Below are 25495 nucleotides of genomic sequence, written 5' to 3'. Positions count from 1 at the left end.
GTAGAGCAGTCATGAGGGAAGTTGCTGGGTCTCACCCGCATGGGACCAGGATGTTGCAGATAACGATTGGAGACGCGCCCCCTAAAAATGACGTGACTTGCAACACTGAAGGGCTAGTGTCCAGTACAGCACTCGTATTCAAAGACGAACAACGAATGAGGAGACCATGGACGCACAGCGCGATCCCCTGCTCGAAACTCCACTGGACAAGATGGGCGCTTCCCGGCGCCGCTTCCTCTCGCTCGCGTCCCTCGGCACCGGTGCCGTGGCTCTGAGCGCCTGCGCCACCGGCGGCGGTGACGGTGGTGACGACGGAAGTGACAGCGGTGGCGGCGCCGTCGCAGAGGGCGGCGGCGACGTCAGCGAGGACAACCCCTTCGGCGTCGAGGCTGACTCGACGGTTGATGTGGTGATCTTCAACGGCGGCTACGGCGACCAGTACGCGAAGGATGCCGGGACGAAGTTCGAGGAGCTCTATCCCGACGCGACGGCCGATGTGACCTCGACTGTGAACATCCAGCCCGATCTCCAGCCGCGCTTCATCGGCGGTGATCCGCCGGACCTGTTCGACAACTCCGGCGCGCAGTCCATGAACGCCAGCGCTCTGATCTCCGAAGGCAGCCTTGCAGATCTCGGCGCTCTGATCGAGGCCCCCTCGCTCGACGGTGGCACCATCAGCGATTCCCTGCTGCCCGGAGTCCTCGTGCCGGGCACCTACTCCGGCAAGCTGTACGCGCTGAACTACATGTACACCGTGTTCGCCCTGTGGTACTCGGCCAAGCAGTTCGAGGACAACGGTTGGGCAGCCCCCGCCACCTGGGACGACGTCATGACCATCGCCGAGGAGGCCAAGGGCCAGGATCTGGCCATGTTCGCCTGGGGTGGCCAGAACGCCGCCGACTACTACCACGAGCTTGCCCTGTCGATGGCGATCAAGGAAGGCGGCACGGACGTCGCCAAGGCACTCGACCGCCTCGAGGAGGGCGCGTACGAGCAGGCCACCGTGGTCGATGCTTTCGCCGCGATCGAGGAGGCCGTCAAGGAGGGCTACTTCCTCGCCGGCGGCGCGGGCATCAAGCACACCGAGGCGCAGACGGAGTGGGTGACCGGCAAGGCGGTCATGTACCCCTCAGGGTCCTGGATCGAGAACGAGCAGCGCAGCACCACGCCCGAGGACTACGCCATGACCGGCGCAGCGACCCCGATGCTCACGGACGGTGCGGCGATGGGGAGGCTGCCATCCACGGCGCGGCCGGAGAGCCGTTCATGGTCCCCAGCAAGGCGGCCAACGGAGCCGGTGGTCTCGAGTTCCTGCGCGTGATGCTGTCCAAGGAGCAGTGCGAGAACTTCTCCAAGCTCACCTCGTCGATGACGATCGTCAAGGACACCATCCCCGAGGACGGCTTCGGCTCGACGGGCCTGGCCTCGGTCAGCTCCATGATCGATGCCGCCGGGGAGGACGTCTTCACGTTCAACTTCACCGACTGGTACGGCATGGGCGATGACTTCAAGCCCTTGTGGGCCGAGTTCCTCAACGGCGACATCACTGCAGATGAGGCGCGCGAGCGGTCGCAGGCAGCGATCGACAAGGTTCGCGAGGACGACAGCATCGAGAAGTTCGACGTCGAATGATGGCGGTAGTCCCCACCACCGCACCCCCGGAGAGCGTCCCGCGCTCCCGGGGGCGGCGGGCCCGTATCACTCCCGCCCGAGTGCTGTTCTTCGCGCTCTTCCTCGGCCTGCCGATGCTGATCTACGTCGTGTTCGTGGTCTCGCCGTTCGTGCAGGCGTTCTACTACTCCCTGACCGACTGGCGCGGCCTGGCCAGGGCGCCGCAGTTCATCGGGCTGGACAACTACATCACGCTGTTCCACGACGACGTGTTCCGTCGCGCACTGCGCAACAACATGATCTTCATGATCGTGCTGCCCACCGTGACCATCACCCTCGCCTTCATCCTTGCCATCCTGGTGACTGTGGGCGGGGACAGCCGCGGCACGATCCGCGGCATCCGCGGCGCGACGATCTTCCGGGTTGTCAGCTTCTTCCCCTACGTCATCCCTGCGGTGGTCGTCGGGATCCTCTTCGCGTTCATCTACTCGCCCAACGGCGGGCTCCTGAACGGGCTGCTGAACCTGGTGGGGCTGGACATCCACATCGCGTGGCTGGGTGATCGACGCTTCGCGCTGGCAGCGATTGTGGCTGCCGTGGTGTGGAGCCTGGTGGGCTTCTACATGGTCCTGTTCGTCGCGGCGATCAAGTCGATCCCCTCCGAGGTGGTCGAGGCGGCTCGCATCGACGGCGCTGGCCGGTTCCGGCTCTCCGTGGCGGTGATCCTGCCGATGGTGCGGGAGAACGTCTCCACCGCGGCGGTGTACATGGGGATCATGGCGCTCGACATGTTCGTGTACATCAACGTCATGACCCCGAACGGCGGGCTCGGCAAGAGCACCGAAGTGGTCTCGAGATATCTGTACCAGACAGCATTCAGTGACTCCCGCTTCGGTCTCGCCTCGGCGATGGGCGTGGTGATGGCGCTGATCACGATGCTGATGGCCGTCATCGTCCTGTTCGGCACCCGGCAGAAGGGGGAGCGATGAGCGTCGATCTCGAGGAGCCACGGTCCGTCCCGGCCCGCTCCGCCAGCACGCCCGTCAAGCCGCGCCGGCGCCGGATGGCTCCGAGGGACCGCGTGTTCACCGTGGTCGCTCAGACCATCCTCTCGCTGTGGGCACTGGTCGTGCTGCTGCCGCTGCTGTGGACAGTCTTCAGCTCGTTCAAGAGCTCTGGCGGGATCCTGTCCTCCCCATTCGCCATGCCGGAGGAATGGAACTTCGACAACTTCGTCACCGCGTGGACGGAAGCCGGCATCGGCCGGTTCTTCGGCAACACCGTGCTGGTGGTGGGTGCCGCGCTGGTCCTGGTCATGCTGCTCGGGGCGATGTGCGCCTATGTACTGGCCCGGTACGAATTCCCGGGCCGACAGGTGCTGTACTACGGCCTGATCGCCGGGCTCACGTTCCCGCTGTTCCTCGCCGTGGTGCCGCTGTTCTTCATCATGGAGTCGCTGTACATCCGGGGCACGTATATCGGCCTCATCCTGGCCTACGTGGGCTTCGCGCTCCCGTTCACGGTCTTCTTCCTCTACGCCTTCTTCCGGCAGCTGCCCGAGGAGATCGCGGAGGCGGCGGCGATCGATGGCGCAGGGGACTTCCGGACCTTCTTCCAGGTGATGCTGCCGATGGCGGGCCCCGGCATGGCCAGCGTGACGATCTTCAACTTCCTGGGTCTGTGGAATCAGTTCCTGATCCCGATCGTGCTGAACACTGATCGGGACAAGTACGTCCTTGCCCAAGGGCTCGCGAACATGCAGGCACAGCAGGGGTACGACTCGGACTGGGGAGCGATGTTCGCCTCCGTGACGATCACGATCGTCCCGGTGCTGATCGTCTACCTGATCTTCCAGCGCCAGCTGCAGGGCGGGATCGGACCAGGCACGGACAAGTGACACCTCATCCTGTGCGGTGAGGGTGCGCGGTGAGTGTGCGTGCGAAGAGAGCACGTGCAGTGAGAGCATGGAGAGGTCCGGACGCACGCGCCCGGGCCCTTCATGCGTGGGACCACTGCTGCGGCGCGTGGTGCGGCCGCGTGGCTGTGGCGGCGGGCGTGGTGACGCGCCGGCGAACCGGGCCCGTGCGAGGCGGTTCTGTGATCGGCCGCACCCGCCCCTCCCTTGTGTGGGGAGTCCGCTGTCTGGCAGACTGTTCAAGTTGTCTGCGCGGGCCGACATGCCCGGTTCCGTTCTCCGAGGGTGAACCTCGGCGAATGATCACCGGATGAGGCCCGTCCCGAGGATGCGAACCTTGCCCATGGCATCGATCGCGCATCGAAAGAGGGATTCGACGCAGCTGCAGCCGGCTCACGGCGGTTCATGCTGGGCTCATATGCCCTGCACAGGCCGACACGCCCGTCCTCGGGTACCGGGAGCGGGTTGCATCCATGCCAGACGAAGAAGAGAGACAGGACGCCATGGCGGGACAGAAGATCCGCATCCGGCTCAAGTCGTACGACCACGAGGTGATCGACACTTCCGCGCGCAAGATCGTGGATACGGTCACCAGCGCTGGTGCGACGGTCGTGGGCCCGGTGCCGCTGCCGACGGAGAAGAACGTGTTCTGTGTGATCCGTTCTCCCCACAAGTACAAGGACTCCCGTGAGCACTTCGAGATGCGCACGCACAAGCGACTGATCGACATCGTCGATCCCACGCCCAAGGCTGTGGACTCGCTCATGCGCCTCGACCTGCCCGCGGATGTCAACATCGAGATCAAGCTCTGAGGGTGGTGGAGATGAGCAACGAACTGACCGGCCAGAAGGCCCGTCCGGTGTCCGGCGTGCTCGGCACCAAGCTCGGCATGACCCAGGTCTGGGACGAGAACGGCAAGCTCGTCCCCGTGACCGTCGTGCAGACCGGTGCGAACGTCGTCACCCAGATCCGGTCCATCGAGGCCGACGGCTACGACGCCGTGCAGATCGCCTACGGGCAGATCGACCCCCGCAAGGTGTCGGCGCCGCTCAAGGGCCACTTCGAGAAGGCCGGCGTGACCCCGCGCCGTCACCTCGTCGAGCTGCGCACCGTTGACGCCGCTGACTACACCCTCGGCCAGGAGCTCGACGCCTCGGTGTTCGAGTCCGGCCAGAAGGTCGACGTCGTCGGCACTTCCAAGGGCAAGGGCACCGCGGGCGTCATGAAGCGTCACGGCTTCGGCGGCGCGGGAGCGTCTCACGGCCAGCACCGGAACCACCGCAAGCCCGGTTCCATCGGTGGCGCCTCCACCCCCGGTCGCGTGTTCAAGGGTCAGCGCATGGCTGGCCGCATGGGCGGCGACCGCACTAGTGTCCAGAACCTGACCGTTCACGCGGTCGACGTCGAGAAGGGCCTGGTGCTCGTCAAGGGTGCCGTTCCCGGCCCCAAGGGCGGCCTCGTGCTCGTCCGCTCGGCTGTCAAGAGCCCCGCGAAGGAGGCCTGAGCCCGATGGCAGCGAACCTCACTGTCGACGTGCTCGATCCGGCCGGCAAGAAGTCCGGCTCCGTCGAGCTGCCTGCGTCGATCTTTGACGTGCAGACCAACGTGCCCCTGATCCACCAGGTGGTCGTCGCCCAGCAGGCGGCAGGCCGCCAGGGCACCCACAAGACCAAGACCCGCGCCGAGGTGCGTGGCGGCGGCAAGAAGCCCTGGAAGCAGAAGGGCACCGGTCGTGCCCGTCAGGGCTCCCTCCGCGCCCCGCAGTTCGCCGGCGGCGGTGTCGTCCACGGTCCCGTCCCGCGTGACTACAGCCAGCGCACCCCGAAGAAGATGAAGGCCGCCGCCCTGCGCGGTGCCCTCTCCGACCGGGCCCGCAACGGCCGTGTCCACGTCGTCTCCTCGCTGCTCGAGGGCGACGTCGCATCCACCAAGGCCGTCCGCCAGACCCTGGCGAACATCTCCGACCGTCGCCACCTGCTGGTGGTCGTGCGTCGTGATGACGACCTGGGCGCGCTGAGCTCGCGCAACCTGCCGACCACCCACGTCCTGTACGCGGACCAGGTGAACACCTACGACGTCATGCTCGCCGACGACGTGGTCTTCACCGCTGCTGCGCTCGAGGACTTCGTGGCCCAGGCAACCCTGACCCTGCCCACCTCGGACTTCGCTGCTGCGAAGGCTGCGCCGGCATCCGCCGCCGCTGCCCCGGCCGCTGCGAAGGAAGCGCCTTTCGGCGAGGGATCGGCGGCCCCCACGGCCGACGGCTCCGCTCCTGAGGGCTTCACGATCAAGGGCAACCAGGGCTCGATGAAGTTCCACACCCCGGACTCCCCGTGGTACGGCCGTACCAAGGCCGAGGCCTGGTTCGCGACTGAGGAGGCCGCCAAGGCCGCCGGATTCGTGAACGCGGTCAAGGAGTCCACCCCGGCTGAGGAGGAGTCGAAGTGACCTCGCTGAACAAGGATCCGCGCGACGTCCTGCTGGCCCCGGTGGTCTCCGAGAAGAGCTACGGGCTGATGGACGAGGGCAAGTACACCTTCCTGGTGGCTGCCGACGCCAACAAGACCGAGATCAAGATCGCCGTCGAGAAGGTCTTCGACGTCAAGGTCTCCTCGGTGAACACGATCAACCGTCAGGGCAAGTCGCGCCGCACGCGCTTCGGGACCGGCAAGCGCAAGGACACCAAGCGCGCCGTGATCACCCTGACTGACGGAGCCATCGACATCTTCGGAGGGTCGGTCGCCTGAGGCGGCCGATATCCGAGGAGCCGAAGAGAGTCTGAGGGAAACCCACATGGCAATTCGTAAGAGCAAGCCGACCACGCCCGGTCGTCGTGGCTCGAGTGGCGCCGACTTCGTCGAGGTCACCCGGTCCACGCCGGAGAAGTCGCTGGTGCGTCCGCTGTCCAAGTCCGGCGGTCGTAACAGCAACGGTCGTATCACCTCCCGTCACCGGGGCGGCGGCCACAAGCGGGCCTACCGCGTGATCGACTTCCGCCGTCACGACAAGGACGGCATCAACGCGAAGGTCGCTCACATCGAGTACGACCCGAACCGCACCGCGCGCATCGCGCTGCTGCACTACCTGGACGGCGAGAAGCGTTACATCCTCGCGCCGGCCAAGCTGCGGCAGGGCGACTGGATCGAGAACGGTCCGGGCGCGGACATCAAGCCCGGCAACAACCTGCCGCTGCGCAACATCCCCCTGGGCACCGTTGTGCACGCGATCGAGCTGCGCCCCGGTGGCGGAGCGAAGATCGCACGCAGCGCTGGCGCTTCCGTCCAGCTGGTCGCGAAGGAAGGCCCCTATGCGCAGCTGCGCATGCCCTCCGGCGAGATCCGCAACGTCGACGCCCGCTGCCGCGCCACCATCGGCGAGGTCGGCAATGCCGAGCAGTCGAACATCAACTGGGGCAAGGCCGGCCGCATGCGCTGGAAGGGTGAGCGTCCGCGCGTCCGTGGCGTGGTCATGAACCCTGTCGACCACCCTCACGGTGGTGGCGAGGGCCGCACCTCCGGTGGCCGTCACCCGGTGTCGCCCTGGGGTCAGCTCGAGGGTCGCACCCGCCGCCCCGGCAAGGAGAGCGACAAGCTCATTGTGCGCCGCCGTCGGTCCGGCAAGAAGCGCTGATAGGGAGAACCAGGAACTATGCCTCGCAGTATCGCCAAGGGCCCCTTCGTGGACGACCACCTTCAGAAGAAGGTGGATGTCCAGAACGAGAAGGGCACCAAGAACCTCATCAAGACCTGGTCGCGTCGTTCGGTCATCACCCCGGACTTCCTCGGCCACACCTTCGCAGTGCACGACGGCCGCAAGCACGTCTCGGTGTTCGTCACCGAGTCGATGGTCGGTCACAAGCTCGGCGAGTTCGCTCCCACGCGGACTTTCAAGGGCCACGAGAAGGACGACAGAAAGGGCCGTCGTCGCTGACCTCGGTCAGTGCGGCAGCACGTCCCGACATCCAGAAGAAAGCAGGACAGCAATGGAAGCCAAGGCGCAGGTGCGGCATCTCCGCATGTCGCCCATGAAGGCTCGCCGCGTTGTGGACCTGATTCGTGGCAAGAGCACGGCCGAGGCCCTGGACATTCTGCGGTTCGCTCCGCAGTCCGCCAGTGAGCCCGTCCTCAAGCTCGTCGAGTCCGCGATCGCCAACGCGCGGGTGAAGGCAGATCAGGCAGGGGAGCGCTTCGATGAGCGCGAACTCGCCGTCTCTGCCGCATTCGTCGATGAGGGTCCGACCATGAAGCGGTTCCAGCCGCGTGCACAGGGTCGAGCCTTCCAGATCAAGAAGCGCACCAGCCACGTCACCGTGGTGGTCGCTCCCGTGAACAAGTAAGGAGCCGTACGTATGGGTCAGAAGATCAATCCCAACGGGTTCCGACTCGGGATCACCACGGAGCACACGAGCCGGTGGTTCGCTGATTCCTCCAAGGAGGGTCAGCGCTACCGCGACTACGTGAAGGAAGACGTCGCGATCCGCAACCTCATGTCCAAGGGCATGGAGCGGGCCGGCATCTCCAAGGTCGAGATCGAGCGCACCCGAGACCGTGTCCGCGTGGACCTCCACACCGCCCGCCCGGGCATCGTCATCGGGCGTCGTGGCGCGGAGGCCGAGCGGCTGCGCGGTGAGCTCGAGAAGCTCACCGGCAAGCAGATCCAGCTGAACATCCTCGAGGTCAAGAACCCCGAGGCCGATTCTCAGCTGGTCGCTCAGGGCATCGCCGAGCAGCTCGCCGCCCGCGTCTCCTTCCGCCGTGCGATGCGTAAGGGCATGCAGTCCGCGCAGCGCGCCGGTGCGAAGGGCATCCGAGTGGCCGTCTCCGGTCGCCTCGGCGGCGCCGAGATGAGCCGTAACGAGTTCTACCGCGAGGGCCGCGTGCCGCTGCACACCCTCCGCGCGAACATCGACTACGGCTTCTACGAGGCCCGCACCGCCTTCGGCCGCATCGGCGTGAAGGTCTGGATCTACAAGGGCGACGTCACCGCCAAGGAGCTCGCGGCTCAGCAGGCCGCCTCGCAGGGTCCCCGCTCCGGCGGACGTGGCGCCCCGCGTGCCGAGCGTCCGCGCGGCCGTCGCAACGAGCGCAACGCGACTGCGCGTCGTGGTGGGGAGCAGGCTCCGGCCGCTCCCGCCGCCGGCGAGCAGAGTGCAGCGCCCGCACAGCAGCCCGGAACGGAGGCCTGAGCGAAATGCTGATCCCTCGCAGGACCAAGCACCGCAAGCAGTACCGCCCGCACCGCACCGGCATGGCCAAGGGTGGCACCGACCTGGCATTCGGCGACTACGGCATCCAGGCTCTCGAGCCCGCCTACGTCACCAACCGTCAGATCGAGGCCGCACGTATCGCCATGACGCGCTACATGAAGCGTGGCGGCAAGGTGTTCATCAACATCTACCCCGATCGTCCGCTCACGAAGAAGCCTGCCGAGGTCCGCATGGGCTCCGGTAAGGGTTCCGTCGAGTGGTGGATCGCCAACATCAAGCCGGGACGAGTCATGTTCGAGATCGCCGGCGTCGAGGAGGAGGTGGCTCGCGAGGCACTCCGCCTGGCGCAGCACAAGCTCCCCATGAAGAGCCGCATCCTGAGCCGAGAGAGTGGTGACATCTGATGGCAGCGACCAAGCTCACCGCCGATGAACTCGACAAGCTGGACGACGCGAAGCTGGCTGAGGAGCTGGCGAAGGGCAAGGACGAGCTGTTCAAGCTCCGTTTCCAGTCCGCGACCGGTCAGCTCGAGAACTCCGCCCGTCTGCGGTCCGTCAAGAAGGACATCGCACGGATCTACACGATCCTGCGCGAGCGCGAGCTGGGCATCCGTCAGGCGCCCGGCGCCGCCGAGTGACCGCGAAGCGAGGAACAGAGATGACTGACAACACCAAGGCCGAGACCCCGGCTGTCGAGGAGCTCGACAAGGAAGGCGCGCACGCGTCCTCCAGCGAGCGCCCCTACCGCAAGACCCTCCGCGGGTTCGTGGTCTCCGACAAGATGGACAAGACCGTCGTGATCGAGGTTGAAGAGCGTGTCAAGCACACGCGCTACGGCAAGGTCACGACCAAGACGAGCCGCTTCAAGGCTCATGACGAGGAGAACGCTGCCGGTACCGGCGACCGTGTCCTCGTCATGGAGACCCGTCCGACCTCCGCCACCAAGCGGTGGCGTCTGGTCGAGATCCTCGAGCGCGCCAAGTGATCGGGCGGTCCCAGTGACCGCACCGCTTGCCTGAGAAGGGCCGGTCCTCCCCACGGGGAGGGCCGGCCCTTCTGCTGTCCCGGGTCGCGGGAGCGGGACCGGGAGCGGGACCGGATGCGGGACCGGGAGCGGGAGCGGGACCAGAGTCACGGAGTTCAGTCGCGCTCAGGCATCGCGGACACCTTGCCGGGCTACCCCGGACCGGGCCCCGCGGCCACCTCGCGCGGCTGCCGGACATGGCCCCGCCACGGTGTGGGGCCATGCGGTACCGCCTCGCCACGCCGGTGCAGTTCATCGAGAACACCGATCTCCCCGTTTACGGCAGGGTTCGGTGTTGTCGGGCGGCGTGTCCCAGCAGCAGTGGGGGACGGATGGCCGGCGCGGGCGTGTGGCCGTGGAGAGCGGGCCTGTCGGCAGCTCGTGTTTCGTCCTGTGTTGGCCCGGTGTTGGTCGGGTGAGTCAGGCACGTCGTCGTAGCGGGCTGGTCGGATGCGCCAGACACGCCGTCGTAGCGCGCCGAGAACACCGATAGCTTCCATATCTGGAAGGTTTCGGTGTTCTCGGGCGGCGTGTCCCAGCTCGGCGCGTCCCAGTTCGACATGTCCCAGTTCGGCGTGGCCCGGCAGTGGGGGACGGACCAGCGGCGCGGGCGCGTTCCCGGGAGGTGCGCCCCCACGAAGCTCAGCTCTCGGTGAGGTGGATGAGCAGCGCGCCGGCGAGGGCCTCTTCCGCGCGGGGTGCCGGCACCTCGCGGTCGGAGCCCTCTGCGGTCCGGACCGTGACCGCGAAGCTGCCGTCCTCCATCCGTCGCAGCGCCCGGAAGGTTTCGCCGAGCGCGGCGCGCAGCTGGTCCTCGCGGGGGATCCACACCACCTCGTGCTGCTCCACGGAGTCCAGAGCCCATTCCGTGGTGCCGTTGAAGCGCAGCACAGGATGGCCGCTGCGGCCCTGGGCCCGCTCCACGACCATGGAGGAGAGCATGAAGATCTCCTCGCGCAGCTGTTCGTTGTCGATCGCGAAGCGATCCCCGTCGGCCGGCTCCCAGGAGAGACCCTGGTCCCGGAGGCGTCGTGCGATATCGATGTCGATCATGGCCCGAACCTACTCGCCCGGGAGCTTGGGAGAGCAAGCCCACATGCCGCAGTCTGCCCTGAAGGGGTGACAGCCGTGTGCGGGGAAGCGTAGTCTTGAGCGGTTGCCGGAGGACTGTGCGCCCACACCCGTGTGGAGTCGGAGCCCAGAAGTCCGCGACTGGATCCGGTACCACCAGATCCGTCCTCGTCGGAGACCTCGCACATGAGGCGAACGCCCAGCGTTCACCACGCCAGTGCCTGAGTCCGGCCGGGGGCTCTTCGGTGCCCGGGGCTCGTCGGCGGTGACGCCCCGTGTCGGTTTTCCGGCCGGAGCGCTGCCGGGCATTGGTCCATATTCCGTTCCGCAAGGCTCGGTCCGCCCGCCCCCGCGGGTGGGAAGAGAACCGGTGAGACGATAGGAGAACGAGTGATTCAGCAGGAGTCGCGACTGAAGATCGCCGACAACACGGGTGCCAAGGAGATTCTCTGCATCCGTGTTCTCGGTGGCTCCGGTCGCCGTTACGCCAGCATCGGGGACACCATCGTGGCGACCGTCAAGGACGCCATCCCCGGTGGCAACGTCAAGAAGGGCGACATCGTCAAGGCGGTCATCGTCCGTACGTCCAAGGAAGTCCGTCGTGTTGACGGCTCCTACATCCGCTTCGACGAGAACGCAGCGGTCATCCTGAAGACCGACGGCGAGCCGCGCGGTACCCGCATCTTCGGCCCCGTCGGGCGCGAGCTGCGGGACAAGCGCTTCATGAAGATCGTCTCGCTGGCACCGGAGGTGGTGTGACATGGCAAAGATGAAGATCAAGAAGGGCGACCTCGTCCAGGTGATCAGCGGTCGCACCAGCGACGGCGACAAGGCCGCCGCGCGCGGCCTCGAGTCCGGTGACAAGGGCAAGCAGGGCCGCGTCCTGCAGGTGTTCCCCGATACCCAGCGTGTGCTGGTCGAGGGCATCAACCGCCGTACCCACCACGTCAAGCCCAACCAGGCTGGCGGCGCGGGCGGCATCGAGCAGCGCGAGGCCACGATCCACGTGTCCAACGTGGCCCTGGTCGACCCGGAGGACAACAAGCCGACCAAGATCGGTTACCGCGTCGAGACCCTCGAGCTCGAGAACGGCCGCACCAAGCAGGTGCGCGTCCGCTTCGCCAAGCGCTCCGGGAAGGACATCTGAGATGAGCGAGACCGCCACCCAGGCGCTCACCCCGCGTCTGAAGACCAAGTACAACGAGACCATCAAGTCTCAGCTGACCGAGCAGTTCGGCTACGAGAACGTGATGCTCGTGCCCGGCGTGACCAAGATCGTCGTGAACATGGGCGTCGGCGACGCCGCACGCGACTCGAAGGTCATCGACGGCGCGATCCGCGACCTCGCGGATATCACCGGCCAGAAGCCCCAGGTCACCAAGGCCCGCAAGTCCATCGCACAGTTCAAGCTGCGCGAGGGCATGCCGATCGGTGCGCACGTCACCCTGCGCAACGCCCGGATGTGGGAGTTCCTGGACCGTCTGCTGTCCACGGCGCTGCCCCGCATCCGTGACTTCCGCGGTCTGTCCCCGAAGCACTTCGACGGCAACGGGAACTACACCTTCGGTCTCACGGAGCAGGTCATGTTCCACGAGATCGACCAGGACAAGATCGATCGCGTCCGCGGTATGGACATCACGGTCGTGACCACCGCGAAGACCGACGACGAGGGACGCGCGCTGCTCAAGCTGCTCGGCTTCCCCTTCAAGGAGAACTGATATGGCAAAGACAGCCCTGATCAAGAAGTCGGAGCGCAAGCCCAAGTTCGCCGTGCGCGCCTACACCCGGTGCCAGCGCTGCGGTCGCCCGCATTCCGTGTACCGCAAGTTCGGTCTCTGCCGTGTCTGCCTTCGCGAGATGGCTCACCGCGGAGAGCTCCCCGGCGTCACCAAGAGCAGCTGGTAAGGACTACCGCCAGAGGTCCCTCGTCGCATTCATCGCGGCAGAGGGAAACCAGGTGAGGAAGAAGCAACAGACATGACCATGACCGACCCGATCGCGGACATGCTGACACGGATCAGGAACGCCTCTGGGGCGTACCACGAATCCGCGTCCATGCCGTATTCGAAGTTGAAGGCCCGCATCGCGGACATCCTGAAGGCTGAGGGCTACATCCTCGGTTGGACCGAGGAAGAGGCCGAGGTGGGCAGCAAGCTCGTCCTCGAGCTCAAGTACTCGGACAGCCGTGATCGCGCCATCTCCGGGATCCGCCGTATCTCGAAGCCCGGCCTGCGTGTGTACGCGAAGTCCACCAATCTGCCCAAGGTCCTCGGCGGACTGGGCGTGGCGATCCTGTCCACGTCCTCCGGCCTTCTGACCGACAAGCAGGCTGCCAAGAAGGGTGTGGGTGGGGAAGTCCTCGCCTACATCTGGTGAGCGGGAGAGGAGAACAGCTATGTCCCGCATCGGACTCCGACCGGTAGCAGTACCGGCAGCAGTGCAGAACGTCACCATCGAAGGCCGCACCGTCACGGTGACCGGCCCCAAGGGGGAGCTCACCCATGTGGTGCCCGAGCCCCTGACCGTCGAGCGCGGCGAGGACGGCACGATCGTCGTGCGCCGCCCCGACGAAGAGCGCGAGACGAAGGCCCTCCACGGCCTGACCCGCACGCTCGTCAACAACATCGTCCTCGGTGTCACCGAGGGCTTCACCAAGAAGCTGGAGATCGTGGGGACGGGCTACCGCGTCACCGCGAAGGGCACGGACCTCGAGTTCGCCCTCGGCTTCTCCCACCCCGTCGTGGTGAAGGCGCCCCAGGGCATCACCTTCACCGTGGACTCGCCGACCAAGCTCTCGGTCAGCGGCAACTCCAAGCAGCAGGTGGGCGAGGTCGCGGCGAACATCCGCAAGCTCCGCAAGCCCGAGCCCTACAAGGGCAGGGTGTGCGCTACGCCGACGAGGTCGTGCTCCGCAAGGCCGGAAAGGCTGGTAAGTGATCATGGGTTACGCACTCAAGCACTCCAAGGGCAACCGCGGCAGCAAGCTGCGCATGCGCGGCCGTCGCCATCTGCGTGTCCGCCGCCGTGTCGTCGGCACCGCCCAGCGTCCCCGTCTGGTGGTCACCCGCTCGGCGCGCCACGTCTTCGTCCAGGTCGTCGACGACGCCCTCGGCAAGACCCTCGCGTCGGCCTCGACCATGGAAGCCGACCTGCGCGGCACCGAGGCAGCGAAGACCGATAAGGCCCGCACCGTCGGGACCCTCGTCGGCGAGCGTGCCAAGGCTGCCGGGATCGACTCCGTCGTGTTCGACCGCGGCGGCAACAAGTACCACGGCCGCGTGGCCGCCGTCGCTGACGGCGCCCGCGAGGCTGGCCTGGCGCTGTGATCGCCGCCCGGACACAGGACGAGAAGAGGATCTGAATATGGCTGCACAGCAGCGTAGCAACGGTCCCGCGGCCTCCGGCCGTGGGAACGACAACACGAACACCAGCAACGACCGGGGCGCCCGCCAGGGCGGCAACGATCGCGGTGGGCGTCAGGGTGGCCGCGGCCGCGGACAGGAAGCTGAGAAGTCGGCGTTCCTCGAGCGCGTCGTGAGCATCAACCGAGTCTCGAAGGTCGTCAAGGGCGGCCGTCGTTTCTCCTTCACCGCCCTCGTGGTGGTGGGTGACGGCGACGGCACCGTCGGCGTCGGCTACGGCAAGGCCAAGGAGGTGCCCGCGGCGATCGCCAAGGGCGTCGAGGAGGCGAAGAAGAACTTCTTCCGCGTCCCTCGTATCCAGGGCACCGTCGTGCACCCGGTCCAGGGTGAGGATGCAGCGGGCGTCGTCCTGCTGCGCCCGGCCGCCCCGGGCACCGGTGTGATCGCCGGCGGTCCGGTCCGCGCCGTGCTCGAGTGCGCGGGAGTGCATGACGTGCTCTCCAAGTCGCTCGGCTCGACCAATGCCATCAACATCGTGCGGGCGACCGTCGATGCGCTCAAGCAGCTCGAAGAGCCGGAGGCCGTGGCAGCACGTCGTGGCCTCCCGGTCGAGCACGTCGCCCCGGCCCCGCTTCTGCGGGCACAGGCCGCGGGTCGTGCAGCTGCTCGTGCGCAGAAGGTGGGTGCCTGATGCAGATCAAGGTGACCCAGGTCCGTTCGGACATCGGCGGCTCCCAGAGCCAGCGAGCCACCCTGCGCGGCCTCGGCCTCAAGCGCATCGGTGACACCGTGGTGAAGGAAGACCGCCCTGAGATCCGCGGCATGATCCGCACTGTCACCCATCTGGTGACGTTCGAAGAGGTGGACTGACATGACTGATTCCAACCAGAGCCCTCTGAAGCTCCACGACCTGCGCCCCGCGCCCGGGTCGAAGACCGCACGCACCCGCGTCGGCCGTGGTGAGGCTTCCAAGGGCAAGACGGCCGGTCGCGGCACCAAGGGCACCAAGGCCCGCAACACGGTGCGTATCGGCTTCGAGGGCGGGCAGATGCCGCTGCACATGCGGCTGCCGAAGCTTCGCGGCTTCACCAACCCGTTCCGCGTCGAGTTCCAGCCCGTGAACCTGGCGACCCTGCAGGAGCTGTTCCCCGAGGGCGGCACTGTCACGGTCGAGGATCTCGTGGCCAAGGGCGCTGTGCGCAAGAACCAGCCCGTCAAGGTGCTGGGCGCCGGTGAGCTGAGCGTCAAGCTCGACATCACCGCCCAGAAGTTCTCCGCCTCGGCGGAGCAGAAGATCGCGGCGGCTGGCGGGTCCGTCACCACCGCGTGAGTCTCTTTGACGGGGCACCGTGGCACAGAATAATCTGTGCCGCGGTGCCCTGTCGTCATACCGGGGCCGGTCCTATGGCCGCGCGCATCCCGCGGCACTGGGACGGACCGTGACAACCTTGGTCCCGTCCCCGGACCTCCAGGAGGGAAACAGGTGAACTCGTTCGTGCGCGCGCTGCGCACCCCGAGCTGAGGGCGAAGATCTTCTTCACGCTCGGTCTGATCGCGGTCTATCGCCTCGGCGTCTTCATTCCCACCCCGGGATTCGACGCCACCAACGTGACGATCTGCGCCGATCAGGCCTCCTCGGGTGCCGGCTCCAACGTGATGGGCATGATCAACATGTTCTCCGGCGGTGCTCTGCTGCAGCTCTCTATCTTCGCCCTGGGCGTCATGCCCTACATCACCGCATCGATCATCGTGCAGCTTCTGCGCGTGGTGATCCCGCGGTTCGAGGCCCTCCACAAGGAGGGGGCATCGGGCACCGCGAAGCTCACCCAGTACACCCGGTACCTGACCATCGGTCTGGGCGTCCTCCAGTCCACCACCATCATCACGCTGGTGCGCTCCGGGAACTTCTTCGTCGGCTGCAACCTCGAGCTGGTCCCCGATCAGTCGATCCCGACCCTGCTGTCCATGGTCATGACCATGACCGTCGGCACCGTGCTGATCATGTTCCTGGGCGAGATGATCACCGAGCGCGGCATCGGCAACGGCATGTCGCTGATGATCTTCACGTCGATCGCCTCCTCGTTCCCGGGATCCTTCTCCCAGGTCTGGCAGCTGCAGGGCTGGCTCACCTTCTCCCTGGTCATCCTGGTCGCGCTGGTCGTGATGGTGGGCATGGTGTTCGTCGAGCAGTCCCAGCGCCGCATCCCGGTGCAGTACGCCAAGCGGATGGTGGGCCGCCGCATGTACGGAGGCACCTCGACCTACATCCCGGTGAAGGTCAACCAGTCCGGCGTCATCCCGGTCATCTTCGCCTCCTCCATCCTCGCGCTGCCGCAGATGGCGTCGTCCTTCGGCGACCCCGAGGCGTCCTGGGTGCAGTGGGTGAACAGCAACCTGGTGCTCGGCATGTCGTTCTCCTGGGTCTACGCCGTCGTCTACGTGACCCTGATCGTCTTCTTCGCCTTCTTCTACACCTCGATCACCTTCAACGCGGAGGAGATCGCCGACAACATGAAGAAGTACGGGGGCTTCGTCCCCAACGTGCGCGCGGGCAGGCCCACGGAGCGCTACCTGCGCTACGTGATCAATCGAATCCAGTCCGCCGGCGCCGTCTACCTCGCGGTGATCTGCCTGATCCCGCTGTTCGCGCTCGCCTACCTCGGAACTTCGCAGGACTTCCCGCTCGGCGGCGTCTCCCTGCTGATCATCATCGGCGTCGGCCTCGACACCGTGAAGCAGATCGACGCGAAGCTCCAGCAGCACCACTACGAAGGGATCCTCCGGTGACCAACACCTCCGACGCCTCCGCCCAGGCCCGACGCCTCCTGATCGTGGGCCCGCCCGGCGCGGGCAAGGGCACCCAGGCCGTGCGCCTCGCCGAGGAGCTGTCCATCCCGGCGATCTCGACCGGAGATATCTTCCGCGCCAACGTCTCGGGAGAGACCGAGCTCGGCATCCTCGCGAAGTCCTACATGGACAAGGGCGAGTACGTCCCGGACTCCGTCACCAATGACATGGTCCGCTCCCGCCTCGCCGAGGACGATGCCGAGGACGGCTTCCTCCTGGACGGGTACCCACGCACCCTCGACCAGGTCGAGGCCCTCGACGGCATGCTCACCGAGCTCGACTCCTCCCTCGACGCCGTGCTCCTGCTTGTGGTGGAGACCGAGGAGGTCGTGGGCCGTCTGGTCGAACGCGGCAAGGAGCAGGGCCGCAGCGACGACACCGAGGAGACCATCCGTCGTCGCCTCGAGGTCTACGCCGAGCAGACTGCCCCGCTGATCGACGTCTACGAGAAGCGTGACCTCGTGCGCAGGGTCGATGGCATGGCCTCGATCGACGAGGTCACCACCTCGCTGCGCGAGGCGCTCACCGACCGATGAGCCTCCTGCCGGAGCGAGTGGAGCTCAAGACCCCCGAGCAGATCCTGGTGATGCGCCGCAGCGGCAAGCTGCTTCATCAGGTCCACGACATGCTCGCAGAGCACATCCGGCCCGGCATCACCACCAACGAGCTGGACACCCTCGCCCACGACATGATCCGTGACGAGGGCGCCACTCCGAACTTCCTGGGCTATCAGGGGTACCCGGCGACGCTGTGCATCAGCGTCAACGACGTGGTGGTGCACGGGATCCCCGACGACCGCCCGCTCGAGGACGGGGACATCGTCTCCATCGACGGCGGGCTGATCATCGAGGGCTGGCACTCCGATGCCGCCCGCACCCACATCGTGGGCACGCCCCGTTCGGCCGCCGACGAGGACCTGGTCCGCATCACCCGCGACGCGCTGTGGGCCGGCATCGCCGCGCTCGCCACCGCGGACCGGGTGGGGCAGATCGGCGCCGCCATCGAGGACCATGTCACCGAGGTCGCGGGGAGAGCCTCTCCCACCTCGAGGGCTTCGGCGGGCACGGCATCGGCACCGCCATGCACCAGGCGCCCGACGTCATGAACTACCGCACCCGCTCGCGCGGTCCGAAAATCCGCGCCGGCATGTGCCTGGCGATCGAGCCGATGCTCATCCAGGGCCCCGGCACCTGGGAGCTCGAGGACGACGACTGGACGGTGCGCGCCACCGCCGGCGGTCGAGCCGCCCACGTCGAGCATTCCGTGGCCGTCACAGAGCAGGGGCTGCTGGTGCTCACCGAGGGTGACGGCGGCGCCGCCGAGCTCGCGAAGCGCGGCATCATCGCCGCCCCGGACCCTCTGGCCGGCGGTACGGCCTGAGCCCACGCTCGGGTCCACGACTGCGCAGATGTGACGTGATCGGGGTCATTGCGATACCCCTCGCCGGATCCCGGGGGCGCGTGTAGGCTGATCCATCGGGTGTGCTCCGTGCGCGTCGTCCTCATCGCAGGTCGTGCAGTCCCGTCGTGCCGATCGATCGGGCGGCTCTGCCGTCTCGATCAGCGAGGCCGACGACTCGCGCAGGCCGCACCCTCTTCGACCACCGTACCGTCGTCCGACGGTCGGTGAGCACAGCCTGAGTAATCAGGAACGCGGAACTCGGACCCGGCGTGCCGGTGGCGAGAGATTGGGGAGGCATGGCGAAGAAGGACGGCGTGATCGAGGTCGAGGGTCGAGTTGCGGAGGCGCTCGCGAATGCGCGTTTCCGGGTCGAGCTCGACAACGGGCACATTGTGCTCGCGCACATCTCCGGGAAGATGCGCCAGCACTACATCCGTATCCTTCCCGAGGACCGAGTGGTCGTCGAGCTGAGCCCCTACGACCTCGACCGTGGCCGCATCGTGTACCGCTACAAGTGATCGTCCCGGGAGAAGGAAAGCAATGAAGGTCAAGCCGAGCGTCAAGCCGATCTGTGACAACTGCAAGGTGATCCGTCGCCACTCACGCGTCATGGTGATCTGCTCGAATCCCCGTCACAAGCAGCGCCAGGGCTGAGCGGAGCATTCCGCCCGTCCCGGCATCTGCCGTGACCGCCGCCTCGAGCGGCACGCCCCACAGGGGCAGCCCGCACCGCGGGCACCACACAAAAGAAGAGACGACTCCGCCGGCGCGAGCCGGACACCCGCAGCGCGGAGGCTGCGGCGTCCAGGGAACAGACCCGTGGGCGAGGAGTTGGATCAGGCCTCCGAGACAGTAGGAGAATCTGCACATGGCACGTCTGGTGGGAGTCGACCTTCCGCGCGAAAAGCGCCTTGAAGTCGCCCTGACGTACATCTTCGGCATGGGTCGCACCCGTGCCCTGGAGACCCTGGCCGCTACCGGCGTCTCCGGTGACACGCGCGTGCGCGAGGTCAGCGACGAGGAGCTCGTCAAGCTCCGCGATCACATCGAGGCGAACTACATGGTCGAGGGTGACCTGCGCCGTGAGGTGGCCGCTGATATCCGCCGCAAGGTCGAGATCGGCAGCTACCAGGGACTGCGCCACCGCCGCGGCCTCCCGGTCCACGGCCAGCGCACCAAGACCAACGCGCGCACCCGCAAGGGCCCCAAGCGCACGGTCGCCGGCAAGAAGAAGACCCGCTGATCCACGGCACCCGCCGTCGGACCGCGGACGTCTTCGGACCCGTAGTCACTTCGCGCCGCTGAGGGATCCGGCGCACCCCATACTCACCAGAGGAGTTCTGCCGCATGGCAACCAAGACCCAGCAGACCGCTGCGCGCAAGCCGCGTCGCAAGGACAAGAAGAACGTCGTCAACGGTCAGGCGCACATCAAGAGCACGTTCAACAACACGATCGTGTCCATCACGGACCCGAACGGCGCCATCATCTCCTGGGCCTCCGCCGGCCAGGTCGGCTTCAAGGGCTCGCGCAAGTCGACCCCGTACGCCGCGCAGATGGCCGCCGAGGCCGCCGCTCGCCGCGCCCAGGAGCACGGCATGAAGAAGGTCGACGTCTTCGTGAAGGGCCCGGGCTCCGGCCGCGAGACCGCGATCCGCTCGCTCACCGCGACCGGCCTCGAGGTCGGCTCGATCCAGGACGTCACCCCGCAGCCGCACAACGGCACCCGCCCGGCCAAGCGCCGCCGCGTCTGACCTCATCGGTCGGGGCAGAGGCTGATCCCTCCGCCCCGGCCGAACCGTGCCGGGCGGCTCCGATGCCGCCCCGGCACCCCTGGACACCACTCACCTTCTAGGCCCACCGCCCCCTTCTGAGCGTCATATGGCGGACGTTCGCTGAAAGGATCCACAGTGCTCATTGCACAGCGCCCCACGCTGACCGAAGAGGTCGTGTCGGACAACCGCTCCCGGTTCGTCATCGAGCCGCTCGAGCCGGGCTTCGGCTACACCCTCGGCAACTCCCTGCGCCGCACCCTGCTGTCCTCCATCCCCGGCGCTGCGGTCACCTCGATCCGCATCGACGGCGTGCTGCACGAGTTCAGCACGGTCCCCGGCGTCAAGGAGGACATCACCGAGGTCATCCTCAACATCAAGAACCTCGTCGTCTCCTCGGAGAACGACGAGCCCGTCGTGATGTACCTGCGTCGTGAGGAAGCCGGTCGCGTCACCGCCGCCGACATCACCCCGCCCGCCGGTGTGGAGATCCACAATCCCGACCTCCACATCGCGACCCTGAACGAGAAGGGCCGGCTGGAGATCGAGCTGATCGTCGAGCGTGGCCGCGGCTACGTCTCCGCCGCTCAGAACAAGGGCATCGACGGCGAGATCGGCCGTGTCCCGGTCGACTCGATCTACTCGCCGGTGCTCAAGGTGACCTACAAGGTCGAGGCGACCCGTGTCGAGCAGCGCACCGACTTCGACAAGCTCATCGTCGACGTCGAGACCAAGCCCGCCATCTCCCCGCGTGACGCGGTGGCCTCGGCAGGCAAGACCCTGGTCGAGCTGTTCGGTCTGGCCCACGAGCTGAACCAGGAGGCGGAGGGCATCGAGATCGGCCCCTCGCCCACTGATCAGGCCCTGGCTGCCGATCTGGCGCTGCCGATCAACGACCTCAACCTCACGGTGCGGTCGTACAACTGCCTGATGCGCGAGGGTGTCCACACCGTCGGCGAGCTGACTGCCCGTTCCGAGGCCGATCTGCTCGACATCCGCAACTTCGGCCAGAAGTCCATCGACGAGGTCAAGGCGAAGCTCGCCGATCTCGGTCTGTCGCTGAAGGATTCCCCGGCCGGTTTCGACCCGTCGGCCCTGGATTCCTACTCCGACGGCTTCGGCGACCAGTACTGACCTTTATCTTTCACTAGGAGAACGACCATGCCTACCCCCACCAAGGGTGCGCGCCTCGGCGGATCCCCGCGCACGAGCGGATGATCCTCTCGGGTCTCGCCACCGAGCTGTTCCGCCACAAGGCGATCACCACCACCGAGACCAAGGCCAAGCGCCTCCGCCCCCACGCGGAGCGTCTCATCACCCAGGCGAAGAAGGGCGATCTCGCCTCGTCGTCGCGTGATGGAGACCATCCGCGACAAGGGCGTCGTCTACTCGCTGTTCGAGGAGATCGCCCCGACCTTCGCCGAGCGTCCCGGCGGCTACACCCGCATCACCAAGGTGGCTCCCCGCAAGGGCGACAACGCCCCCATGGCGGTCATCGAGCTGGTCACCGAGGAGTACTCGGCCAAGCAGGCCGTGGTGAAGGAGGCTGAGGGCGCCGCCAAGAACGACGCCAAGGCCGCTGACACCGCTGCTGCCGAGGACACCGCTCCGGTGGAGCCCGCCGAGGGCACCGAGGACGAGTCCAAGGCCTGAGCCAGGACAGCACCGCACAGGGCGGGCCGACGGGAGAGATCCCGACGGCCTGCCCTTCTGCATGCCCGGGCCCGTCTCCACGCTGGTGAGAGACGAGCATCTCCTGGCTTTGTCCGATCGTGACCCTGGCGCGATCTCCCCCTTGCGCTCCGTGCATTACCGTGATCGGTGGATGCCACCGGCGAAGGAGCCCTCCGGCCCGCTCAGCGAGCCCTCCGGGCGCCCAGGCTGCGGCATCCAACCCGCCCCTTCTCGTCCTCGGAGCTGTTCACCATGTCAAAGCGGTCCCTTCCCCCGCCACCGACGCCCACGGCCCCGCGCCCCTTTCTCGGCGCGGTCTGCTCGCTGCCACCGCAGCGCTCCCTGTCGGAGCGGCTGTCCTCGCCAGCGCTCCGGCGGCACTGGCCGATCCCACGGTGACCGGCGGCGAGACCCGGATCGTCGACGTCCCGCTGGCAGATGCGGCCCTGATCGATGTGGACGGGGCCCAGGCCCGTGACCTGACCGACCAGCCCGCCACCATGGTCGGAGTGACCTGGTCGAATGAGATCGATGCGCCGGAGGTCCACGCGCGCGGCCTCGCCGAGGACGGCGAATGGACCGACTGGTTCCTGCTGGAGACTGCGGAGAACCCGGAGACGGGAGAGGACGCTGCCGGCACGGAAGCCTCCTGGCTCGGGATCGTGTCCGCGCTGCAGATCCGCGCCGAGCTAGACGGCGCCGATGTCACCGAGGATCTCGTGGCGCACGTGGTCACCACCTCGCCCGCTCCTGCAGATGAGCAGGCATCCCAGCTCTCCGGCCCCGACGCGACGGTCTCCCAGGGCGCTCAGCTCCGCACGATGGCCGCTCCCGCCGCGGCGACCATGAGCAACCCGGCCACTCCGACGCTGGGCCCTGGCACGCCCGCGTACGTCTCACGAACCGCATGGGGCGCAGACGAGTCGAAAGTGCGGGGCACCAGCGCGGTCGACCAGCTGAAGGCCGTGGTCATCCACCACACCGCCGGGAGCAACAGCTATACCTCGGCGCAGTCCGCGCAGCTCGTGCGAGGCATCCTGGACTATCACACCCGGACGCTGGGCTGGGCGGACATCGGCTACAACGTGCTGGTCTCCAAGTACGGGCAGATCTTCGAGGGCCGCAGCGGCGGCCTGCACCGCAACATCACCGGTGCTCACGCCTACGGCTTCAACTCGGGATCCTTCGGCATCTCGGTGATGGGCCATCACTCGTCGACCGCCGTGCCCCGCGCTGCCAGGGTCGCGGTCGCGCAGCTCGTGGGCTGGAAGCTCCTGAGCACGTTCCAGACGAGCGTGTCGGCGAAGTCCTCCTGGACTCCGGGGTCGGGCACCCTGTTCACCCCGGGGAAGACGGTCTCCCTGGCGAAGATGCTCGGTCACCGTGATGTCAACAGTACCGAGTGCCCCGGAAACAGGCTCTACAACGAGTTCGGCTCCATCCGCGGTGAAGCGCAGGGATTCATGGACGGGGGCTGGAAGGAGCATCTCTGGGCTTTCGAGGGCGCCGGGGAGCGTCGAAGATGGGGACGGTGGTCAAGAGCGCCCACCGCACCGGCAAGTACACGGCAACGGTGCTGACGAAGGGCCTCGTGCTCCAGGAGAGCGGGGCAGCCGCCGGATATGTCACCCCGTTCGCGAAGCAGTGGACGCATTCCTGGGGGAGGCCCTCCCGGAACGCATCGAAGGACGGCGACCGCCAGATCCAGCCCTTCCAGAACGGCGCCGCAGCCCTCGAGGGCGGAAAGACCCGTTTCGTCACACCGGCGTTCCGTGACGTCGCCCCATCCAGGGTGTTCTTCCTCGAGATCCAGGACCTCTTCGCCGCGAACGTGACCAAGGGCTGGGGCTCCGGGAGCAGCCGCACCTTCCAGCCCAACAGCAACAACCTGCGCGACGCGATGATCGTGTTCATCTATCGCGCGATGGGCGCGCCGACCTACACGGCCCCGCGCACCTCTCCGTTCCGTGACGTCGCCCCGAGCTTCGTCTTCTACAAGGAGCTGTGCTGGGCGTTCGAGCAGGGCATCGCCCGTGGATGGGGCAGCGGCACGAACCGGACCTTCCGACCGCTCGAGCCCGTGAAGCGGGACGCCGTCGCAGCATTCCTCTACCGTGCAGCGGGGGAACCGGCAGCGAAAGCCTCCGGGGCCGACCGGTTCGTCGATGTCCCGCGAAGCCACATCTTCGCCAAGGAGATCGGCTGGCTGGCGACGACGGGGATCAGCCGCGGCTGGGATGACGGCACGTTCCGTCCGAACGCTTACATCAAGCGAGACCAGATGGCGACCTTCGTGATGCGCTGGATGAAGCACACCGGACGGGCCTGAGATGTTCGGATTCCGCCGGCGCAGACCGGTTGCCGCAGCGTCTCCCGCCCCGGCGCCCCCGTTCCGGGGCCCCGCGCGTGCTCCGCTCTACCTGGTCTCCATGGCCTCCTACCCGAACTACGGGGATGAGCTGATCGCGCGCCGATGGCTCGAGCACCTGGCCCGTCACCTACCCGAGGACGAGGTGTGGCTGGACTGCCGACATCCCGGGACCGCGTCCGCGCTGTTCGGGGGCATCCATCCCCGGCTGCGCGTCACCGATGCGGTGTTCCGGACGGTCGAGGACTCCCTGCGAGGATCCCGCCGCAGCGTCGAGGACATCGTCACCGGGCTGGGCACCCCGCTGTACGACGCCCCGCTGCTGGCACTGCGCGAAGCACAGAGCCTGCACCTGCTGGGAGGCGGCTTCATCAACGCGGTCTGGCCGGAGAACGACCTCATCATCCGCACGCTGCGTGCGACGGCTCAGATCAGCGGTGCCCCGCTGATCGCGACCGGTCAGGGCCTGGCGCCGTTCGGCCAGGAGCGGCTCCAGGGCTTCGACCATGTCAGCGTGCGCGATGCCGAGAGCGCAGAACGGCTCGGACTTGCCCGCGGAGTCGATGACGCCTACCTCGTCGAGCAGGAACCTGAGCGCGACCGCACCGGCCCACCGGAGCTGGTGCTGTGCGTGCAGTCCGACGCGGTCGACGCCGGTGCCTTCGAGCGGCTGCTCGGCTACGTGCGCAGGACGGTCGAGGCGTCGGGGATCCCGCGCGAGCGCGTCCGGTACGTCGAGGCGCTGCCGGGCGGTGACTACGCCGGATACGACCGTCTGCGAGACCTGGTGGCCGAGGACGGCTTCGTCCCGTTCACCGAGCTCTGGCGCGGGGATTTCGAACCGGCGGCGCAGCAGCGGTGGATCACCACGCGATTCCACCATCACCTGGTCGCCTCGCTCCACGGGGCACGCGGGATCGCCCTGACCGCGAAGTCAGGGTACTACGACGTCAAGCATCGCTCGCTCGTGGAGGGCGGGACCGGGTGGAGCATCGAGGACGGGACCGGGGAGGTCCATGATCTCGACCAGCTGACGGAGCCGGCCTCCTTCGCCGCCGCGGTCGCGGCGAAAGTCACCGAGGCACATCTGCTCTATCGCGGCGCCTGAGCTCACGGCCCCCGACGGACGACGAGCCCGCCGAGCTGATGCTCGGCGGGCTCGTCGCGATGTGGGGGAGGGAGGAGCTCAGGCGGAGCTGCTGTCGTCGGCCCAGGCGTTGTGGAGCAGCGGGTCCCGTGGGGTCAGC

34 protein-coding genes and 4 pseudogenes are annotated in these 25495 nt (G+C 67.2%); 37 read left to right on the top strand and 1 reads right to left on the bottom strand.

Going from position 1 to position 25495, the window contains the following annotated elements; genetic code table 11:
- The first annotated feature begins 166 nt into the window (after positions 1–166).
- The 15 genes from ngcE to rpsQ all read left to right on the top strand — a co-directional run bounded on the left by ngcE (position 167) and on the right by rpsQ (position 9716).
- Positions 167–1321, top strand: a complete 1155-nt coding sequence (ngcE, locus tag H3H54_RS13965; protein WP_262424332.1) for an N-acetylglucosamine/diacetylchitobiose ABC transporter substrate-binding protein — start codon at positions 167–169, stop codon at positions 1319–1321.
- Positions 1267–1632, top strand: coding sequence for a hypothetical protein (locus tag H3H54_RS13960; RefSeq protein WP_262424331.1), 366 nt, complete (start codon positions 1267–1269; stop codon positions 1630–1632). Before ngcE ends, H3H54_RS13960 begins: the two co-directional genes overlap by 55 nt.
- Positions 1629–2600, top strand: coding sequence for a carbohydrate ABC transporter permease (locus H3H54_RS13955; protein WP_262424330.1), 972 nt, complete (start codon positions 1629–1631; stop codon positions 2598–2600). The genes H3H54_RS13960 and H3H54_RS13955 overlap by 4 nt, the downstream gene beginning before the upstream one ends.
- The gene (locus H3H54_RS13950) at positions 2597–3508 is read left to right on the top strand and encodes a carbohydrate ABC transporter permease (protein WP_395962836.1); all 912 of its coding nucleotides are present in this window, start codon (positions 2597–2599) and stop codon (positions 3506–3508) included. Before H3H54_RS13955 ends, H3H54_RS13950 begins: the two co-directional genes overlap by 4 nt.
- Before the next feature lie 521 nt (positions 3509–4029).
- Positions 4030–4338: a 30S ribosomal protein S10 gene (gene rpsJ / locus H3H54_RS13945; protein ID WP_087484116.1), complete on the top strand. Its 309-nt coding sequence runs from the start codon at positions 4030–4032 to the stop codon at positions 4336–4338.
- Between the two features lie 11 nt (positions 4339–4349).
- Complete coding sequence (rplC, locus tag H3H54_RS13940) at positions 4350–5030, top strand: 50S ribosomal protein L3 (protein ID WP_262424329.1); 681 nt, start codon at positions 4350–4352, stop codon at positions 5028–5030.
- Between the two features lie 5 nt (positions 5031–5035).
- On the top strand, positions 5036–5974 hold the full coding sequence (rplD, locus tag H3H54_RS13935; RefSeq protein ID WP_262424328.1) for a 50S ribosomal protein L4: 939 nt from the start codon (positions 5036–5038) through the stop codon (positions 5972–5974).
- Complete coding sequence (rplW, locus tag H3H54_RS13930) at positions 5971–6273, top strand: 50S ribosomal protein L23 (RefSeq protein WP_316249039.1); 303 nt, start codon at positions 5971–5973, stop codon at positions 6271–6273. The genes rplD and rplW overlap by 4 nt, the downstream gene beginning before the upstream one ends.
- A 46-nt stretch (positions 6274–6319) precedes the next feature.
- A complete protein-coding gene (gene rplB / locus H3H54_RS13925; protein ID WP_262424327.1) occupies positions 6320–7156 on the top strand; it encodes a 50S ribosomal protein L2 in 837 nt (278 codons plus the stop codon).
- Between the two features lie 18 nt (positions 7157–7174).
- Positions 7175–7456 (top strand): 30S ribosomal protein S19, encoded by a 282-nt coding sequence (gene rpsS / locus H3H54_RS13920; protein ID WP_015776373.1) that lies wholly within the window; start codon positions 7175–7177, stop codon positions 7454–7456.
- Between the two features lie 52 nt (positions 7457–7508).
- Entirely contained in the window at positions 7509–7862 is a 354-nt protein-coding gene (gene rplV / locus H3H54_RS13915; protein WP_262424326.1) for a 50S ribosomal protein L22, read from the top strand.
- 12 nt (positions 7863–7874) lie between these two features.
- Positions 7875–8711 carry a 30S ribosomal protein S3 gene (rpsC, locus tag H3H54_RS13910; protein WP_262424325.1) on the top strand — a complete coding sequence of 279 codons (837 nt, stop codon included), beginning with the start codon at positions 7875–7877 and terminating at the stop codon, positions 8709–8711.
- Between the two features lie 5 nt (positions 8712–8716).
- Complete coding sequence (gene rplP / locus H3H54_RS13905; protein WP_262424324.1) at positions 8717–9136, top strand: 50S ribosomal protein L16; 420 nt, start codon at positions 8717–8719, stop codon at positions 9134–9136.
- Positions 9136–9369, top strand: coding sequence for a 50S ribosomal protein L29 (gene rpmC / locus H3H54_RS13900; RefSeq protein ID WP_262424323.1), 234 nt, complete (start codon positions 9136–9138; stop codon positions 9367–9369). Before rplP ends, rpmC begins: the two co-directional genes overlap by 1 nt.
- Before the next feature lie 20 nt (positions 9370–9389).
- Positions 9390–9716, top strand: a complete 327-nt coding sequence (gene rpsQ / locus H3H54_RS13895) for a 30S ribosomal protein S17 (protein ID WP_262424322.1) — start codon at positions 9390–9392, stop codon at positions 9714–9716.
- A gap of 681 nt (positions 9717–10397) precedes the next feature.
- On the opposite strand, the gene H3H54_RS13890 is transcribed toward rpsQ, so the two are convergent.
- Positions 10398–10808: a hypothetical protein gene (locus tag H3H54_RS13890; RefSeq protein WP_262424321.1), complete on the bottom strand. Its 411-nt coding sequence runs from the start codon at positions 10806–10808 to the stop codon at positions 10398–10400.
- Between the two features lie 408 nt (positions 10809–11216).
- On the opposite strand from H3H54_RS13890, the gene rplN reads away from it, so the two are divergent.
- The 22 genes and pseudogenes from rplN (at position 11217) to H3H54_RS13780 (ending at position 25356) form a co-directional block, all read left to right on the top strand.
- Complete coding sequence (rplN, locus tag H3H54_RS13885; protein ID WP_262424320.1) at positions 11217–11585, top strand: 50S ribosomal protein L14; 369 nt, start codon at positions 11217–11219, stop codon at positions 11583–11585.
- 1 nt (position 11586) lies between these two features.
- Complete coding sequence (gene rplX / locus H3H54_RS13880; RefSeq protein WP_262424319.1) at positions 11587–11973, top strand: 50S ribosomal protein L24; 387 nt, start codon at positions 11587–11589, stop codon at positions 11971–11973.
- A 1-nt stretch (position 11974) separates the two neighbouring features.
- Positions 11975–12544, top strand: a complete 570-nt coding sequence (gene rplE, locus H3H54_RS13875; protein WP_262424318.1) for a 50S ribosomal protein L5 — start codon at positions 11975–11977, stop codon at positions 12542–12544.
- A 1-nt stretch (position 12545) separates the two neighbouring features.
- Entirely contained in the window at positions 12546–12731 is a 186-nt protein-coding gene (locus tag H3H54_RS13870; RefSeq protein ID WP_010550318.1) for a type Z 30S ribosomal protein S14, read from the top strand.
- Positions 12732–12803: 72 nt separating this feature from the next.
- Positions 12804–13202 (top strand): 30S ribosomal protein S8, encoded by a 399-nt coding sequence (rpsH, locus tag H3H54_RS13865; RefSeq protein WP_262424317.1) that lies wholly within the window; start codon positions 12804–12806, stop codon positions 13200–13202.
- Between the two features lie 19 nt (positions 13203–13221).
- Positions 13222–13763, top strand: a pseudogene (gene rplF / locus H3H54_RS13860) (50S ribosomal protein L6).
- A 2-nt stretch (positions 13764–13765) separates the two neighbouring features.
- The gene (gene rplR, locus H3H54_RS13855; RefSeq protein ID WP_262424316.1) at positions 13766–14152 is read left to right on the top strand and encodes a 50S ribosomal protein L18; all 387 of its coding nucleotides are present in this window, start codon (positions 13766–13768) and stop codon (positions 14150–14152) included.
- A 37-nt stretch (positions 14153–14189) separates the two neighbouring features.
- Positions 14190–14879 carry a 30S ribosomal protein S5 gene (gene rpsE, locus H3H54_RS13850; protein ID WP_262424315.1) on the top strand — a complete coding sequence of 230 codons (690 nt, stop codon included), beginning with the start codon at positions 14190–14192 and terminating at the stop codon, positions 14877–14879.
- Positions 14876–15058, top strand: coding sequence for a 50S ribosomal protein L30 (gene rpmD, locus H3H54_RS13845; protein ID WP_316249220.1), 183 nt, complete (start codon positions 14876–14878; stop codon positions 15056–15058). Before rpsE ends, rpmD begins: the two co-directional genes overlap by 4 nt.
- 1 nt (position 15059) lies before the next feature.
- Positions 15060–15518 carry a 50S ribosomal protein L15 gene (gene rplO, locus H3H54_RS13840; RefSeq protein ID WP_262424313.1) on the top strand — a complete coding sequence of 153 codons (459 nt, stop codon included), beginning with the start codon at positions 15060–15062 and terminating at the stop codon, positions 15516–15518.
- 153 nt (positions 15519–15671) lie between these two features.
- Positions 15672–16975: pseudogene (gene secY / locus H3H54_RS13835) on the top strand (preprotein translocase subunit SecY).
- Positions 16972–17571, top strand: a complete 600-nt coding sequence (locus H3H54_RS13830; RefSeq protein ID WP_262424312.1) for an adenylate kinase — start codon at positions 16972–16974, stop codon at positions 17569–17571. Before secY ends, H3H54_RS13830 begins: the two are co-directional and overlap by 4 nt.
- A pseudogene (map, locus tag H3H54_RS13825) lies at positions 17568–18415 on the top strand (type I methionyl aminopeptidase). Before H3H54_RS13830 ends, map begins: the two are co-directional and overlap by 4 nt.
- 317 nt (positions 18416–18732) lie before the next feature.
- Positions 18733–18954 carry a translation initiation factor IF-1 gene (infA, locus tag H3H54_RS13820; protein ID WP_015776354.1) on the top strand — a complete coding sequence of 74 codons (222 nt, stop codon included), beginning with the start codon at positions 18733–18735 and terminating at the stop codon, positions 18952–18954.
- A gap of 22 nt (positions 18955–18976) precedes the next feature.
- Positions 18977–19090, top strand: a complete 114-nt coding sequence (gene rpmJ / locus H3H54_RS13815) for a 50S ribosomal protein L36 (RefSeq protein WP_010532506.1) — start codon at positions 18977–18979, stop codon at positions 19088–19090.
- A gap of 214 nt (positions 19091–19304) precedes the next feature.
- Positions 19305–19679, top strand: a complete 375-nt coding sequence (rpsM, locus tag H3H54_RS13810) for a 30S ribosomal protein S13 (protein ID WP_262424311.1) — start codon at positions 19305–19307, stop codon at positions 19677–19679.
- A gap of 104 nt (positions 19680–19783) precedes the next feature.
- Entirely contained in the window at positions 19784–20188 is a 405-nt protein-coding gene (rpsK, locus tag H3H54_RS13805; RefSeq protein WP_262424310.1) for a 30S ribosomal protein S11, read from the top strand.
- A gap of 156 nt (positions 20189–20344) precedes the next feature.
- Positions 20345–21340 (top strand): DNA-directed RNA polymerase subunit alpha, encoded by a 996-nt coding sequence (locus H3H54_RS13800; protein ID WP_262424309.1) that lies wholly within the window; start codon positions 20345–20347, stop codon positions 21338–21340.
- 27 nt (positions 21341–21367) lie between these two features.
- A pseudogene (gene rplQ, locus H3H54_RS13795) lies at positions 21368–21859 on the top strand (50S ribosomal protein L17).
- A 416-nt stretch (positions 21860–22275) separates the two neighbouring features.
- Entirely contained in the window at positions 22276–23460 is a 1185-nt protein-coding gene (locus H3H54_RS13790) for an N-acetylmuramoyl-L-alanine amidase (protein WP_262424308.1), read from the top strand.
- The gene (locus H3H54_RS13785; protein ID WP_262424307.1) at positions 23412–24209 is read left to right on the top strand and encodes an S-layer homology domain-containing protein; all 798 of its coding nucleotides are present in this window, start codon (positions 23412–23414) and stop codon (positions 24207–24209) included. The genes H3H54_RS13790 and H3H54_RS13785 overlap by 49 nt, the downstream gene beginning before the upstream one ends.
- Positions 24210–24309: 100 nt before the next feature.
- A complete protein-coding gene (locus H3H54_RS13780; protein ID WP_262424306.1) occupies positions 24310–25356 on the top strand; it encodes a polysaccharide pyruvyl transferase family protein in 1047 nt (348 codons plus the stop codon).
- Positions 25357–25495 lie beyond the last annotated feature (139 nt).

This window comes from Brachybacterium sp. Z12 (assembly GCF_014400405.1).
Classification (GTDB): Bacteria; Actinomycetota; Actinomycetes; order Actinomycetales; family Dermabacteraceae; genus Brachybacterium.
The sequence above is the reverse complement of the archived record's forward strand: the minus strand, read 5'-3'. Positions and strand labels throughout refer to the sequence as shown.

Coding starts and splice junctions, on each gene's coding strand:
- rplB (WP_262424327.1), top strand. CDS start 6,320: ATGGCAATTCGTAAGAGCAAGCCGACCACGCCCGGTCGTCGTGGCTCG.
- rpsS (WP_015776373.1), top strand. CDS start 7,175: ATGCCTCGCAGTATCGCCAAGGGCCCCTTCGTGGACGACCACCTTCAG.
- rplX (WP_262424319.1), top strand. CDS start 11,587: ATGGCAAAGATGAAGATCAAGAAGGGCGACCTCGTCCAGGTGATCAGC.
- H3H54_RS13960 (WP_262424331.1), top strand. CDS start 1,267: ATGGTCCCCAGCAAGGCGGCCAACGGAGCCGGTGGTCTCGAGTTCCTG.
- rpmC (WP_262424323.1), top strand. CDS start 9,136: ATGGCAGCGACCAAGCTCACCGCCGATGAACTCGACAAGCTGGACGAC.
- rpsH (WP_262424317.1), top strand. CDS start 12,804: ATGACCATGACCGACCCGATCGCGGACATGCTGACACGGATCAGGAAC.
- infA (WP_015776354.1), top strand. CDS start 18,733: ATGGCGAAGAAGGACGGCGTGATCGAGGTCGAGGGTCGAGTTGCGGAG.
- rpsM (WP_262424311.1), top strand. CDS start 19,305: ATGGCACGTCTGGTGGGAGTCGACCTTCCGCGCGAAAAGCGCCTTGAA.
- rplD (WP_262424328.1), top strand. CDS start 5,036: ATGGCAGCGAACCTCACTGTCGACGTGCTCGATCCGGCCGGCAAGAAG.
- H3H54_RS13955 (WP_262424330.1), top strand. CDS start 1,629: ATGATGGCGGTAGTCCCCACCACCGCACCCCCGGAGAGCGTCCCGCGC.
- H3H54_RS13780 (WP_262424306.1), top strand. CDS start 24,310: ATGGCCTCCTACCCGAACTACGGGGATGAGCTGATCGCGCGCCGATGG.
- H3H54_RS13950 (WP_395962836.1), top strand. CDS start 2,597: ATGAGCGTCGATCTCGAGGAGCCACGGTCCGTCCCGGCCCGCTCCGCC.
- rplO (WP_262424313.1), top strand. CDS start 15,060: ATGACTGATTCCAACCAGAGCCCTCTGAAGCTCCACGACCTGCGCCCC.
- H3H54_RS13890 (WP_262424321.1), bottom strand. CDS start 10,808: ATGATCGACATCGATATCGCACGACGCCTCCGGGACCAGGGTCTCTCC.
- rpsK (WP_262424310.1), top strand. CDS start 19,784: ATGGCAACCAAGACCCAGCAGACCGCTGCGCGCAAGCCGCGTCGCAAG.
- rplE (WP_262424318.1), top strand. CDS start 11,975: ATGAGCGAGACCGCCACCCAGGCGCTCACCCCGCGTCTGAAGACCAAG.
- rpsJ (WP_087484116.1), top strand. CDS start 4,030: ATGGCGGGACAGAAGATCCGCATCCGGCTCAAGTCGTACGACCACGAG.
- rpmJ (WP_010532506.1), top strand. CDS start 18,977: ATGAAGGTCAAGCCGAGCGTCAAGCCGATCTGTGACAACTGCAAGGTG.
- rplC (WP_262424329.1), top strand. CDS start 4,350: ATGAGCAACGAACTGACCGGCCAGAAGGCCCGTCCGGTGTCCGGCGTG.
- H3H54_RS13870 (WP_010550318.1), top strand. CDS start 12,546: ATGGCAAAGACAGCCCTGATCAAGAAGTCGGAGCGCAAGCCCAAGTTC.
- rplV (WP_262424326.1), top strand. CDS start 7,509: ATGGAAGCCAAGGCGCAGGTGCGGCATCTCCGCATGTCGCCCATGAAG.
- rplP (WP_262424324.1), top strand. CDS start 8,717: ATGCTGATCCCTCGCAGGACCAAGCACCGCAAGCAGTACCGCCCGCAC.
- rplR (WP_262424316.1), top strand. CDS start 13,766: ATGGGTTACGCACTCAAGCACTCCAAGGGCAACCGCGGCAGCAAGCTG.
- rpsQ (WP_262424322.1), top strand. CDS start 9,390: ATGACTGACAACACCAAGGCCGAGACCCCGGCTGTCGAGGAGCTCGAC.
- rpsE (WP_262424315.1), top strand. CDS start 14,190: ATGGCTGCACAGCAGCGTAGCAACGGTCCCGCGGCCTCCGGCCGTGGG.
- ngcE (WP_262424332.1), top strand. CDS start 167: ATGGACGCACAGCGCGATCCCCTGCTCGAAACTCCACTGGACAAGATG.
- rpsC (WP_262424325.1), top strand. CDS start 7,875: ATGGGTCAGAAGATCAATCCCAACGGGTTCCGACTCGGGATCACCACG.